Below are 12,317 nucleotides of genomic sequence, written 5' to 3' on the forward strand. Positions count from 1 at the left end.
GGGACGGGCGTCAGCCGGCGCTCGCGGTCGTCGAGGCCGACGGCGCCGGGGAGGCGCTCGGCGACGGCGACGCGCTCGGGGACGGCGCGGCCGGCGGCGGGGTGCCCAGCTGCGCGGCCAGCCGGTTCGCCTCGGCGATGGCGTCGGCGAGCTTCTTCTGCGCCTCGCCGTAGGCCGCAAAGTCGTTCTGGCTCAGCGCGTCCTGACCCTCGGCGTAGGCCGCCTGGATGTCGGCGATGGTCGCGGCCAGCTGCTGCTCGACCGAGGCGTTCGGGTTCGTCTGGCCGCCGCCGTCACCGCCGCCGTTGCCACCGCCGTCGCCGCCGTTGCCGTTGCCGCCGTTGCCGCCGTTGTCCTGGGCGTCCGGGAAGAGCCCGGCGACGGCCTGGTCCACCGTGTCGCCCCACGCGACGTCGGAGCCGTACACCGTCACCGTCACCTTGTTCTGCGGGAACGAGCCCGAGCCGCCGGACGCCTGGACGTAGATGGGCTGTACGTAGAAGGTCTGGCCGGCGAGCGGGAAGGTCAGGAGGTTGCCGAAGGTCAACCGTTTGCCCTGCCCCGAGTTGCTCGTGATGTACTGCGCGAGGTTGAGCGGCTCGGCGGGGTTCTGCGAGCGCGTCGTCGAGTTCTGGATCTGGTTGCGCACCTGTCCGGGACCGGACGGGGCCGCGTTGGAGGCGTACTCGACGAGGCGGAGCTTGCCGAAGTTCTCCGCGGGCTTCCCGGCGGTCGAGCCCGCGTCGGCGTCCACGGCGAGCAGACCGCGCAGGATCTCGCGCCCGCCCTCGTTGTTGCTCTGCGGGACGAAGGGCGAGGTGATCGAGAACGAGGCCCGGTCCTCCCCCGGCAGCGCGATCGACTGGAAGACCACGGGGATGTCGACGTTCGCCGAGGACGGGTCCGCCGGCACGCGCCACTGGTCGTTGCCGGTGTAGAAGTCGTCCGGGTTGGTCACGTGGTACTCGTTGAGCAGGTCGCGCTGGACCTTGATGAGGTCCTGGGGGTAGCGCAGGTGCGACATCAGCGCCCCGTCGATCTCCGACAGGGGGCGCACCGAGTCGGGGAAGGCGTTGTTCCACGCCTTGAGGATGGGGTCGTTCATGTCCCAGCCGTACAGGCGGACCTCACCGTTGGACGCGTCCACGGTCGCCTTGACCGCGTTGCGGATGTAGTTGAGCTCGCCGCTGCGGACCTGGACGACGTTCGAGCGGGCCGCGACGGCGTCCGAGGTCGCCTCGGCGAGGTCGAGCAGGCGGCTGTTGGGGTAGTCGGCCGAGGTCGTGAACCCGTCGACGATCCACTGGATGCGCCCGTCGACGACCGCCGGGTAGACGTTGCCGTCGAGCTCGAGCCACGGCGCCACCCGCTCCACCCGCTCCTGCGGGGTGCGGTGGTCCAGGATCCGGGAGTCGCCGTTGACCGCGTTGGAGAGGAGGAAGTTCGCCTCGCGGTACTTGAGGGCGTAGGCCACCCGGCGCAGCGTCGAGCCGATGGAGACACCGCCGCCGTCGGAGTAGGTGTTGTTGACCGAGGAGCCCTCGGTGCTGCCGGGCCGGTCGTACTCGCGGGCCTCGGCACCCTCCGGGGCCCCGACGATCGAGTAGTTCGGGGAGAGCTCGCCGAAGTAGATCCGCGGCTCGTACTCACCGAGGTTGTTGCGGTCGGAGTCCTCGAAGAACACCGGGTCGCCCTGGGCGGTGCGCTGGTTGCCGTACGCGGCGTAGAACCCGTAGCCGTGGGTGAAGACGGTGTGGTCGTTGATCCAGTTGCGCTGGCTGTCCGGGAGGCCGCCGAGGTTCATCTCGCGCACGGCGACGACGGCGTCGCTCACCCGGTTGTCGATCGTGTAGCGGTCGACGTCGAGGGTGTCGGGGAAGGCGTAGAAGTCGCGCTCGCCCTCGAGCTGGCGGAAGGTCGGCGCGACGACGTTGGGGTCGATGATGCGCACGCCGGGGATGGACTCGGCGTCGTCGCGCAGCACCGTCTGGCTCGGCGCCTGCTCGGGGACGGTGTTCTGGATGCGCTCGACCCGGTCCAGGCCGAACGCGGCGCCGGTGGCGGTGATGTTGCGCTGGATGTAGGGCTTCTCCAGCACCCGCTCGGACGGGTTGACCTTGAAGGTCTGGATGAGCGCCGGGTAGGCCGTGCCGACGAGCACCGCGGTGACGACGAGGAGCGCGACGCCGGTGATGGGCAGCCGCCAGCTGCGGCTCCAGATCGCGGCGAGGAAGAAGCCGGCGCACATGACGGCGGCGACGGCGAGGATCGCCTTGGTCGGGAGGACGGCGTTGGCGTCGGTGTAGGTGATGCCGGTGAGCAGGTTGCCCTTCTGCGTCGACAGCGAGTAGCGGTCGAGCCAGTACGACCCCGCCCGGGTCAGCGCGATGAGGGCGCCGAGGATGCCGAGGTGGACGTACGCGGCGCGGGTCGAGGGACCCCGCCCGGGCAGCTGCAGCCCGCCGTAGATGTAGTGCGTGAACGCGGCGGCGAGGAAGGACAGGACGAGCACGACGGTGACGAAGCTGACGAGGAAGCGCAGCCACGGCAGGGTGAACACGAAGAACCCGACGTCGAGCCCGAACTGCGGGTCCTCGACGCCGAAGGACTGGCCGTTGGCCCACAGGAGGTAGGTCTCCCACGCCCCCATCGAGCCGGAGCCCGCGAGGAGGCCGAGGACGACCGGGACGAGGACGACCGCGATCTTGCGCAGCGGCTCGATGGCCTGCCGGTACTGCTCCAGGACCTGCTGGGCCGGGGTGACCGGGACGTAGATCGGCCGGGTGCGGTAGGCGACGACGAGGCTCGCGGCGACGGCGCCGGCCGAGACGAGCCCGGCGAGGACGAAGATGACCGTCTTGACGACGAGCTGGGTGACGAAGACGTTCGTGAAGCCGACCGACTGGTACCACCACACGTCGGTGACGAGGTTCGCCGCGATGCCCGCGACGATGGCCAGGCCGGCGAGGACCAGCAGCGTCGGGACGAGCGGTCCCCGGCGCCGGCGCGGCAGACCGCCCGGACGCCGCGGGGCGCCGCCGCCGCCCCCCTCGGGGCGCGGGTCGTCCCCTCCGGGACCCTGGGGGCCGCCGGGCCCGTCGAACCACTCCGAGCGACTCACAGCTCTCCTCGTCCCCTCGTGCCGGGGGGTCGGCGTCACGGCAGGACGGTCAACCTACCTCGCAGACCTGAACGCACATCGGGCGCCCGGAGTTCGCGGAAACGGCGGTCGGGCACGATGGTCCGCGTGACGAACGAGACCCGCCCCGTGACCGATCCGCTGACCCTCGCCGCCCTCGACACCGAGCGGCACGTGGCCCGGGGCGGCTGGGACCAGGGCGTGCGCCTGTTCGCCCTCGTCCCGACCGCGGAGCTGCTCGAGCACGAGCCCGGCCTCGCGGACGGCCTCGCGACCCACGACGCCGCCGCCGGGGCGCTCTCGGCGGTCGAACAGGACGAGCTGCCGGAGGCCGACGGCCTCGAGGACCTCCTGGCCCGGATCGCCTGGCCCGAGCAGGTCACCGGCTGCGCGCTGGCCGTCGAGCGGATCGTCGTGCCGCCGGAGGCCGAGCGGGACCTGCCCGACGACGACGACGCCGCGCTGCGGGCCGTCGCCGAGCACCCGGGCCGGGCCGACGTGCGGCTCGTCGTCGCCGTGACCCGCGCCGGGGAGTCGCGGTGCCTGCTGCGCCAGCGCGAGCACGACAGCGACGACCGGGTGGCCCTCGGCGACGACATCGCCCCGGGCCTGGTCCACGCGCTGCGGGCCACCTTCGAGGACTGACCCCCGGGGCGGCTCAGCCGCAGCGGGGCAGGCCGGAGGTGTCGCCGTCGGCGATGGCCTGCACCGAGGTGCGGGCGTCCTCAAAGGTCGTGACCTTGACCAGCGTCATCCCGTCGGGGACGTGGCCGACGGCGTCGTCGCAGTCGCCGGCGGGCGAGAGGAACCAGCGGGCCCCGGCCTCGCGGGCCCCGACCATCTTCTGCCGGACGCCGCTGATCGGCCCGACCGCGCCGCCGTCCTCGATGGTCCCCGTGCCGGCGATGCGCTGGCCCCCGGTGAGCTCGCCCGGGGTGAGGACGTCGTAGATCGCGAGGGAGAACATCAGCCCCGCCGACGGTCCCCCGACCTGGCCGGTGTTGAGGGTCACCTGGACCGGCAGGTCGTAGTCGGTCCGCAGGACGACCCCGACGACGGTGCGGCCCTGGACGTCCGCCGTCCGCACCGTCACCGTCCGGGCGGTGCCGTCGCGCCGGACCCGGACCGCGACGTCCTCGCCGGGGCTGCGGCTCGTGACGGCCTGCTGCACCGCCTGCACGTCGGTGGCCTTCGCGCCGTCGACGTCGAGGACGACGTCGCCCGGCTCGAGCTTGCCCGCCGACGGCGAGGAGGCCGGGACGCTGGCCACGGCCACCCGGGTCGTCACCGTCCGGCCCAGCGCCCGCAGCGCCGTCGCGGCCGCCGTGACCTGGGACTCGTTCATCATCTCGGCGTTCTCGGCCTGGACCTGGTCGGCCGTGGCGTCCGGGGGGAAGTACAGCCGTTCCGGGGCGGTGTCGGTGTCGTCCCGCAGCCAGGCGCGGGCGAGGTCGTAGACGGTCACCGTGCGCCCCGGACCGCCGTCGAAGGCCACCGTCGTGAAGTCGAGGGCGCCGCCGGTCGGGTAGGTCTTCGCGCCGGACACCGACAGCACCGGCTTGCCGCCCACGTCGCCGAGGACGTTCGTCGCCGGGCCGGGCGAGAGGACGACGTAGGGCAGCCCGACGAAGGTCAGCCCCGCGGCGACGATGACGAGGACGAAGGTCGTCGTGAGGGCCGCCGCCGCGGCCCGGGAGCCGCGTCCGCTCACGGGAGGCCGACCCACTCGGCCGACCCGTCGCCCAGCGTCTGGTGCTTCCAGATGGGCGTGCGGGACTTCAGGGTGTCGATGACCGCCCGGCAGGCGTCGAAGGCCTGGCCGCGGTGCGGGGCCGCCGCGGCGACGACGACGGCGAGGTCGCCGACCTCCAGGGTCCCGGTGCGGTGCACCGCGGCGACCCGGACCGCCTCGGAGGAGGCGAGCACCTGCTCGCACACCTCGCGCATCGTCGCCTCGGCGCTGGGGTGCGCGGAGTAGTCCAGGCCGGACACGGACTCCCCGTGGTCGTGGTCCCGCACGACGCCGACGAAGAGGGCCACCCCGCCGCAGCGGGGGTGGCGGACGGCGCCGAGCGCCTCGTCGACGGACAGCGGCTCGTCACGGATCGCGACGAGCGCGACCGCGGCGTCATCGGTGGCCATGGGGCTCCTCGGGCACCGGGGCGGCGGAACGATTCACGCGCGCCCGTGGTTGGGTACGTACGACACGACATCCTCTCACCCGACGTGCAGGAGGCCGGCCATGCCCGACCACGGCGACGACGACGAGACCCCGGACCTGCCGCCCGAGATCGAGCAGGTCCTGCGCGGCCTCACCGGGGGCGGGGAGCTCGACCCGCAGCTCGCGCAGATGATGCAGGGCATGGGGCTGGACCGGGTCGACCCGCAGATGCTGCAGATGGTCATGGGCCAGGTGCAGGCCATGTTCACCGGCCCGGCCTCGGACACCGCGGTCGACGCCACGATGGCCACCGACATCGCCCGCAAGACGGTCTCCGCGTCCGGGGACGCGCTGGCCACGGACGCCGACGGCCGCGCCGCCGCGGAGGCCGTCCACGTCGCCGGCCTGTGGCTCGACAGCGCCACCGACCTCACCGGGGCCGCCCTGCGCGGCCTGGCCTGGAGCCGCGCCGAGTGGGTCGAGGCGACGATGCCCGTGTGGGCCGACCTCGTCGAGCCCGTCGCCGAGGGGGTCACCGAGGCCGTCGGGTCGATCATGCAGGGCCAGCTCGAGGACCTGCCCGAGGACGCGCTGCCCGCCGGGATGGCCGGCATGCTCGACCAGGCCGGGCCGATGCTGCGCCGGATCCACGGGTCGATGTTCTCCCTCCAGCTCGGCCAGGGCGTCGGGACGCTCGCCGGCGAGGTGCTGACCGGCTGCGAGGTGTCGCTGCCGCTCGTCGCCGCACCCGACGTCGTCCTCATGCCCGCCGCGGTGCGCGCGCTCGCCGAGGGACTGGAGGTCGACGAGGCCCAGACCCGTCTCTACCTCGCCGTCCGCGAGGTGGCCCGGGTCCGCCTGTTCGCCGCCGTCCCCTGGCTCGCGCCGGGGCTGCTCGCGGCCGTGCGCGACTACGCCTCCGACATCACCATCGACACCGACGCCATCGAGGAGGCCGTGCGCACCATCGACCCCTCGGACCCGCAGGCCGTGCAGGAGGCCGTGCAGGGGCGGATGTTCGCGCCGCAGCACTCCCCCGCACAGCAGGCGGCGCTCGCGCGGCTCGAGACCCTGCTCGCGCTCGTCGAGGGCTGGGTCGACGTCGTCACCGAGCGCGCCACCGCCGGGCACCTGCCGAGCGCCGACGCGCTCGGGGAGGCCGTCCGCCGGCGCCGCGCGTCGGGCGGGCCGGCCGAGAAGGCGTTCGGCGCGCTCGTCGGGCTCGAGCTGCGGCCCCGCCGGCTGCGCGACGCCGCCAACCTGTTCCGGGCCCTGGAGGACTCCGGCGGCGCGGACGCCCGGGACGCCGCCTGGCGCCACCCCGACCTCGCGCCGTCCACCGCCGACCTCGATGACCCCCTGGGCTACGTCGAGCGCTCGGGGTCCGCCGGCACCGACGACCTGGACGCCGAGCTCGACGCGCTGCTGCGCGGCGAGGGCGAGCGGTGACGGCGGCGGCCGACGTCGCCCGAGCCCACGCCCACCTGTACGCCGACGCCACCCGCGTCCTGGACGCCTACGCCCCCGCTGAGCCCGCCCAGGAGGAGCTGCGCCGGGCCTACCTCACCTTCCTCGCCTCCCACCCGGACGGCGTGGCCAAGGCCGGGCCCCCCGAGCACCTCACGGCCTCCTGCCTCGTCCTCGACCGCTCCGGGACGCGGGTGCTGCTCACCCTCCACCGGCGGGCCCGGCGCTGGTTCCAGTTCGGCGGGCACCTGGAGGCGGGTGACGCCACGCTCCGGGCCGCCGCCGCCCGGGAGGCCCGTGAGGAGTCCGGCATCGCCGGGCTCGAGCCGCTGCCGGACCCGGTGCAGCTGGACCGGCACGTGCTGGACGGCGACTTCGCCCGCTGCCGCGAGCACCTCGACGTCCGCTACGCCGCGCTCGCGCCGGACGGGGCCGAGCCGCGGGTCAGCGCCGAGTCCCTCGACGTGCGCTGGTGGCCGGTGGCGGACCTGCCGCCCGGCACGGCCGGCGAGCTGTCAGGCCTGGTCGAGGCGTCCCGGGTCGCCCTCGGGCTCCTCGGACGGGGGTAGCCCCGCGGCGTGGGCGAGCCCGTCGAGGAAGCCACGGGCGCGCTCGAGCCGCGGGTAGGACGCGAGCAGCCGCCAGAAGGCCGGGCCGTGACCGCCGACGAGGAGGTGCGCGAGCTCGTGGAGGAGGACGTAGTCCAGGACGTGGTCGGGCACCTCGCGCAGGCGCTCGGACACCCGGATGGCACCGGTCGAGGGGGTGCACGAGGCCCAGCGCTTCTCCATCGTCGTCACCCAGCGCACGCTCTCGGGCCGGGGGTGGCCGCCGAGGTAGCGCTCGGACAGGCGCGCGGCCCGGGCGGCGAGCTCGTCGTCGTCCATCGGCTGCCGGGCCTCGCTGCGGGCCAGCCGGCCGAGCATCCGGTCCACCCAGCGCGCCTCCTCGGCGGCGCTGAACGAGGCGGGGATGAGCACGATGGTGCGGCCGCCGTCCCGGTAGGCGCTGACCGTGCGGCGGCGGCGCCGACTGCGGCGGACCTCCACCTCCGGTGCGGCCACGCGCCGACTCTACGGGCCGGGATGGGTGCGGTGGGGCCGGAGTGACCCGCGGGACCCCCGGGACGGTGCCCTCGCGGACGTCGTCGCCGGCGGCCCGTCGGGGCCCGGTGCCGGGGCTACTGTGGGGCGGTCCGCCGGCCGGGTGGCGGGCCCGCGGGCGGTGTGTCGCCCGCGCGGAGGGACGAGGAGGACGCCGATGCCCGCCGACACCTGGAGGGGCCCGATCTACTGCGTGGGGTGCAAGACGCGGCACGAGGCCGAGGGACGGGTCGAGGTCACCGCCAACGGGCGGCGCATGGTCAAGGCCGACTGCCCGGCCTGCGGGCGGCGCACGAGCCGCATCCTCGGCGCCGCCTGAGCCCGCCCCCACCGCTCCGCGGCCTGTGGACGACGCCCGTCCCCGCCGCGGGGCGACGGGCAGGATGGCACCGGACGCGCAGGGGGTGCCATGGACCGGGTGGGGAGCGTCGTCGTCGACGGCTGGGGACCGCTCGCCGCCCGGTGCGCGAGCCAGCTGCGGGGGGTCGGGGTGTCCGTGCGGACCGGGGCACACGCCGCCGACGCCGCCGAGCTCGAGGTCGCCGGGGGTGCCGCCGCCCCGGCCGCCGTCGTCCTCGTCGCCGAGGTCCCGCCGGCCCCGTGGGGCGCCACCCCCTCGATGCTCGCGCCCTGGCACGCGGCGGGCGTCCCCCACCTGCCCCTCGTCGCCGTCGACGGGCGTGTGGTCGTCGGGCCGCTCGTCGTCCCCGGACGGTCGGCGTGCCTCGCGTGTGTGGGTGACGCCGCGGCCGCGGACCCCGCCTCGTCGTCCCCGGGACCGCTGCTGCGGGCGGGGGCGCTCACCCTGGCCGCGGCGGTGGCCACGGTGACGGTGCTCGCGGTGCTGCGCGGTGACGTCGAGGTGGCCGGCATCAGCACCGAGATCGGCCGCGGCGGGACGAGCGTCACCCACCGGGTCTGGTCCGCGCGCCCGGGCTGCCGCTGTCTCGCGCTGCGGCGGGTGGGCTGAGCGGGACCGGCCGCTCAGACCTCGCGGGCGGGCACGGCCGGGGGGTCGGAGAAGTCGGTCGTGTAGTAGCCCTTCGGGGTCTCGAAGGGCTCGTCCTTGCACCGCGGGGTCGGGGACACCGTCCGCCGGTCGCCCTCGACGTCGGTGATCTCGAAGGAGGAGCCGGACAGCGCCCGCTCGTTCTCGACCGTCGTCCACGTCGTCTTGAACAGGTCGATGCCCTTGAAGCCGACGCCGATCTCGCCGCCGTCCTCGGTCTCGGTGACGTCGTAGTCGAGCCGGCGGACGTTCGCGGACTCGGCGAGCACGTCGTGGATCTCGCCGTCACCGGTCACCTCGTCGACGTCGATGTGCACGTCCTTCTTCTTGAGGTTCCCGTCCTCGTCCCGCGGGAAGAGCATGTCGATGCGGGGCCCCAGCACCTCGCGCAGCTCCGGGTGCTGCGTGAAGTCCAGGACGAGCTCGGTGACGGAGGCCTCGCCCTTCTTCTCGGTGTGGGTGTAGCCGCCGCTCACGGCGAAGCCGTACGGCAGCGTGGCCTCGACGTCGACCCCAGCCGAGAACAGCTCCTTCAGCACCTGGTCGTCCACGGCGACGATGAGCTTGGAGAGCTCGCCGTCCTTGCCCCAGGCGACGGTGGTGCTCGTCTTCCCGGTGAAGGCCGCACCCACCCCACCCTTGCCGGCGCCGCCCCCGCCGCTGTTCTTCTTCTCGTCGTCGTTCTTCTTCAGCCCCTTCCCGCCCAGGCTGGCGGCGACGAGGAAGCCGCCGGCGTCGCTGGAGGTGTACGTCGCGGTCCGGCTGCCGTCGGACCACCTGCGGTCCTCGACGGTGACCTCTCCTGTGTAGTCGCCCGACACCGACGGCGCTCCCCCGGCCTCGCCCCGGTCCCCCTTCTTCTGCAGGGGCAGCTCGACGCCCCCGGAGAGGGTGACCTTGGAGGTGCGGGCGTCCGCCTCGGCGAGGCCGTGGTGCGGCGGCTCGTCCTTGCTCGCGGCCTCCAGCTCCTCCTTGGCCTTCTTGCGCTGCTGACCGAGCGCGCCTCCGCAGTAGCGCAGGCACCCGGCGTTCATCGCCGCGTCGTACCTCGCCTTGGCCTTGCTGTAGGTGCCGTACCAGTCGACCCAGTCCTGCGCGGCGCGCAGGTCGGCGAACTCGTAGGTGGAGTCGGTGCTGTAGCCGGAGAGCCCCGCGACGTCGAAGCTGAAGGAGCCGACGCTGCCCGAGGCGCCACCGCCGGTCTCGGCACCCTCGACGAGGTGGATGCGCACCCGTCCGTCGCCGAGCTGCTCGACGAGCATCCCCTGGGACCCGCCGAAGCGGACGAAGAGGAAGCGCATCTCGGAGCGGGTCACCGTGGAGCGCGACGACGTCGTGCACGTCGGCTCCATCGAGTCGTACGCCGCCGTGATGCACTCGGCCAGCGGTCCGGCGAGCTGACCCCGGGCCTCCCCCGCCGTGGCGCCGACGTAGGCGCGCCACCGCTCGGCGCACTGCTCCGGCACCCACAGCTCGCGGCAGCCCACCCGCACCCGGGTCGAGCTCGTGGAGTCCAGCGGGCCGCTCGTCGGCAGGACGTCCCGGCACTCGGGGTTGTCCGGGTTCTCCGGGTCCGGCGGCGGGACGGGACCGGTCGTGGGCGGGGTCGGGTCGTCCGGGGCGTCCTCCGGCCCGGTGCCCGGGCCGCCGGGGCCGCCGGGCCCGCCCGGCTGGGCGGGGGCGAGGGCCGCGGAACCGCACTCGGTGCTCGCCCCGGCCGAGGTGATGAGGCACCACGCGGTCCGGGCGGTCGAGACGACGCTCTCGCGCTGCGGGGTGAGGGCCACGACGACGACGGCGACGAGGACGAGCACCCCCACGTACTCGAGCGTCCCCGCGCCCCGCTCGCCGGCGACCGCCCGACGGCGCGGGCCGTGGGCGGGTCCTGGAAGCAGGGGCACCCGACCGACCCTAGGAACGCCGCGGCGTCCCTCCCAGGGTCCGCGCACCCGACCCGGGGCCCGGATGCGTCGCCGCGCCTGGGTCGACGGGCCCAGCGGGTGCCAGGGGTGGACGGCGGCGGCGCGCCTGCGACGGTGGGTGTCGGCGGACGGCGGGTCGTCGGTGAGAATGGAGGGGTGAGCGAGCGCGACAGAGAGATCCCCGGGTCCTCGATCGCGCGCGCCGCACGCCTGGCCGGGCTGCCGCTGGGCCACGCCGGCCGGGCCGCCCTCGGCGTCGGCAAGCGGGTCGGCGGCCGGCCCGCGGAGGTCGTCAGCGCCGAGCTGCAGGCCCGCACGGCCGAGCAGATGTTCGCCGTCCTCGGCCAGCTCAAGGGCGGCGCGATGAAGTTCGGGCAGGCGCTGTCGGTCATGGAGGCGGCGATGCCCGAGGAGCTCGCCGGTCCCTACCGCGCCACGCTCACCAAGCTCCAGGAGTCCGGGCCGCCGATGGGCGCCGACCGGGTGCACCGCATCCTCGCCGAGGAGCTCGGGCCGCGGTGGGCCAGCACGAAGCTCGTCGAGTTCGACGACGTCCCGGCGGCCGCGGCGTCGATCGGCCAGGTGCACCGCGGGGTCTGGCGCGACGGCCGCGAGGTCGCGGTGAAGATCCAGTACCCCGGCGCCGGGAAGGCGCTGCTGTCCGACCTCAACCAGATCTCGCGCGTCGCCCGGGTCGCGGGGTCGTGGGTGCCCGGCATCGACATCAAGCCGATCATGGACGAGCTGCGCGCGCGGATGTCCGAGGAGCTCGACTACGGGCTCGAGGCGCGCAACCAGCGCCACTTCGCCCGGGCCTTCCGCGACGACGAGGACGTCTTCGTCCCCGACGTGCTCGTCGAGTCGCCGCAGGTGCTCGTCACCGAGTGGGTCGAGGGGACGCCGCTCGCGCGGATCATCGCCGACGGCACCCCCGAGCAGCGCGACGAGGCCGCGACCCTCTACCTCGAGTTCCACCTGCGCGCCCCCACCCGGGCCCGGCTGCTGCACGCGGACCCGCACCCCGGCAACTTCCGCATCACCCCGGACGGCCGGCTCGGCGTCCTCGACTTCGGGGCCGTCAACCGCCTGCCCGAGGGGCTGCCGGCGGCCATGGGCGAGTTCCTCACCGCCGCCCTCGCCGGGGACGGGGACGAGCTCGTCACCCTGCTGCGGCAGGAGGGCTTCATCAAGCGCAGCATCGACATCGACCCGCAGGGGCTGCTGGAGTACCTCGAGCCGCTCTTCGAGCCGCTGCTGCACGAGCAGTTCACCCCCACCCGGGAGTGGCTGCGGGCCACCGCGAACCAGATCCAGGACCCGCGGCGCCCGCAGTTCCTCGTCGGCCTCAAGCTCAACCTGCCGCCGAGCTACCTGCTCATCCACCGGGTGTGGCTCGGCGGGATCGGCGTCCTCAGCCAGGTGGGCGGCACGGTGCCGCTGCGCGAGATGATCTGCGCCTACCTCCCCGGCGTCGACGAGTCCCGCCTCCCGCCGGACCCCTCGCTCACCGCCTGAG

The 12,317-nt window shown here is 74.6% G+C and carries 11 protein-coding genes; 6 read left to right on the top strand and 5 right to left on the bottom strand.

The genetic code is table 11. The annotated features are described in order from the left end of the window. Positions 1-10: 10 nt before the first annotated feature. On the bottom strand, positions 11-3,121 hold the full coding sequence (locus tag EPD83_RS02375; RefSeq protein WP_165566163.1) for a UPF0182 family membrane protein: 3,111 nt from the start codon (positions 3,119-3,121) through the stop codon (positions 11-13). 117 nt (positions 3,122-3,238) lie between these two features. Here EPD83_RS02375 and EPD83_RS02380 point away from each other — a divergent pair, with 117 nt between their 5' ends. Continuing rightward, positions 3,239-3,784 (top strand): PPA1309 family protein, encoded by a 546-nt coding sequence (locus EPD83_RS02380; protein WP_128367283.1) that lies wholly within the window; start codon positions 3,239-3,241, stop codon positions 3,782-3,784. Positions 3,785-3,797: 13 nt separating this feature from the next. On the opposite strand, the gene EPD83_RS02385 is transcribed toward EPD83_RS02380, so the two are convergent. Further along, positions 3,798-4,850 carry a YlbL family protein gene (locus EPD83_RS02385; RefSeq protein WP_128367284.1) on the bottom strand — a complete coding sequence of 351 codons (1,053 nt, stop codon included), beginning with the start codon at positions 4,848-4,850 and terminating at the stop codon, positions 3,798-3,800. Continuing rightward, positions 4,847-5,281, bottom strand: a complete 435-nt coding sequence (locus tag EPD83_RS02390) for a molybdenum cofactor biosynthesis protein MoaE (RefSeq protein ID WP_128367285.1) — start codon at positions 5,279-5,281, stop codon at positions 4,847-4,849. The genes EPD83_RS02385 and EPD83_RS02390 overlap by 4 nt, the downstream gene beginning before the upstream one ends. A gap of 100 nt (positions 5,282-5,381) precedes the next feature. On the opposite strand from EPD83_RS02390, the gene EPD83_RS02395 reads away from it, so the two are divergent. Together EPD83_RS02395 and EPD83_RS02400 are read left to right on the top strand one after the other, a co-directional pair. After that, positions 5,382-6,749: a zinc-dependent metalloprotease gene (locus EPD83_RS02395; RefSeq protein ID WP_165566164.1), complete on the top strand. Its 1,368-nt coding sequence runs from the start codon at positions 5,382-5,384 to the stop codon at positions 6,747-6,749. Then, the gene (locus tag EPD83_RS02400) at positions 6,746-7,336 is read left to right on the top strand and encodes an NUDIX hydrolase (RefSeq protein WP_128367721.1); all 591 of its coding nucleotides are present in this window, start codon (positions 6,746-6,748) and stop codon (positions 7,334-7,336) included. The genes EPD83_RS02395 and EPD83_RS02400 overlap by 4 nt, the downstream gene beginning before the upstream one ends. Here EPD83_RS02400 and EPD83_RS02405 read toward each other — a convergent pair. Next, entirely contained in the window at positions 7,283-7,831 is a 549-nt protein-coding gene (locus EPD83_RS02405) for a M48 metallopeptidase family protein (RefSeq protein ID WP_235950299.1), read from the bottom strand. The two genes, EPD83_RS02400 and EPD83_RS02405, sit on opposite strands and share 54 nt — an antisense overlap. 196 nt (positions 7,832-8,027) lie before the next feature. On the opposite strand from EPD83_RS02405, the gene EPD83_RS02410 reads away from it, so the two are divergent. Both EPD83_RS02410 and EPD83_RS02415 read left to right on the top strand, forming a co-directional pair. Continuing rightward, the gene (locus EPD83_RS02410) at positions 8,028-8,189 is read left to right on the top strand and encodes a DUF5679 domain-containing protein (RefSeq protein WP_164896608.1); all 162 of its coding nucleotides are present in this window, start codon (positions 8,028-8,030) and stop codon (positions 8,187-8,189) included. Positions 8,190-8,279: 90 nt separating this feature from the next. Continuing rightward, positions 8,280-8,840 (top strand): hypothetical protein, encoded by a 561-nt coding sequence (locus EPD83_RS02415; protein WP_128367720.1) that lies wholly within the window; start codon positions 8,280-8,282, stop codon positions 8,838-8,840. A 14-nt stretch (positions 8,841-8,854) separates the two neighbouring features. Here EPD83_RS02415 and EPD83_RS02420 read toward each other — a convergent pair whose 3' ends face one another. Beyond that, positions 8,855-10,780, bottom strand: coding sequence for a hypothetical protein (locus EPD83_RS02420; RefSeq protein WP_128367498.1), 1,926 nt, complete (start codon positions 10,778-10,780; stop codon positions 8,855-8,857). Positions 10,781-10,957: 177 nt separating this feature from the next. Here EPD83_RS02420 and EPD83_RS02425 point away from each other — a divergent pair, with 177 nt between their 5' ends. Beyond that, positions 10,958-12,316 (top strand): ABC1 kinase family protein, encoded by a 1,359-nt coding sequence (locus EPD83_RS02425; protein WP_128367497.1) that lies wholly within the window; start codon positions 10,958-10,960, stop codon positions 12,314-12,316. Position 12,317 lies beyond the last annotated feature (1 nt).

Source organism: Phycicoccus flavus, assembly GCF_004025965.2.
Classification (GTDB): Bacteria; Actinomycetota; Actinomycetes; order Actinomycetales; family Dermatophilaceae; genus Phycicoccus; species Phycicoccus flavus.

Coding starts and splice junctions, on each gene's coding strand:
- EPD83_RS02390 (WP_128367285.1), bottom strand. CDS start 5,281: ATGGCCACCGATGACGCCGCGGTCGCGCTCGTCGCGATCCGTGACGAG.
- EPD83_RS02415 (WP_128367720.1), top strand. CDS start 8,280: ATGGACCGGGTGGGGAGCGTCGTCGTCGACGGCTGGGGACCGCTCGCC.
- EPD83_RS02395 (WP_165566164.1), top strand. CDS start 5,382: ATGCCCGACCACGGCGACGACGACGAGACCCCGGACCTGCCGCCCGAG.
- EPD83_RS02380 (WP_128367283.1), top strand. CDS start 3,239: ATGGTCCGCGTGACGAACGAGACCCGCCCCGTGACCGATCCGCTGACC.
- EPD83_RS02410 (WP_164896608.1), top strand. CDS start 8,028: ATGCCCGCCGACACCTGGAGGGGCCCGATCTACTGCGTGGGGTGCAAG.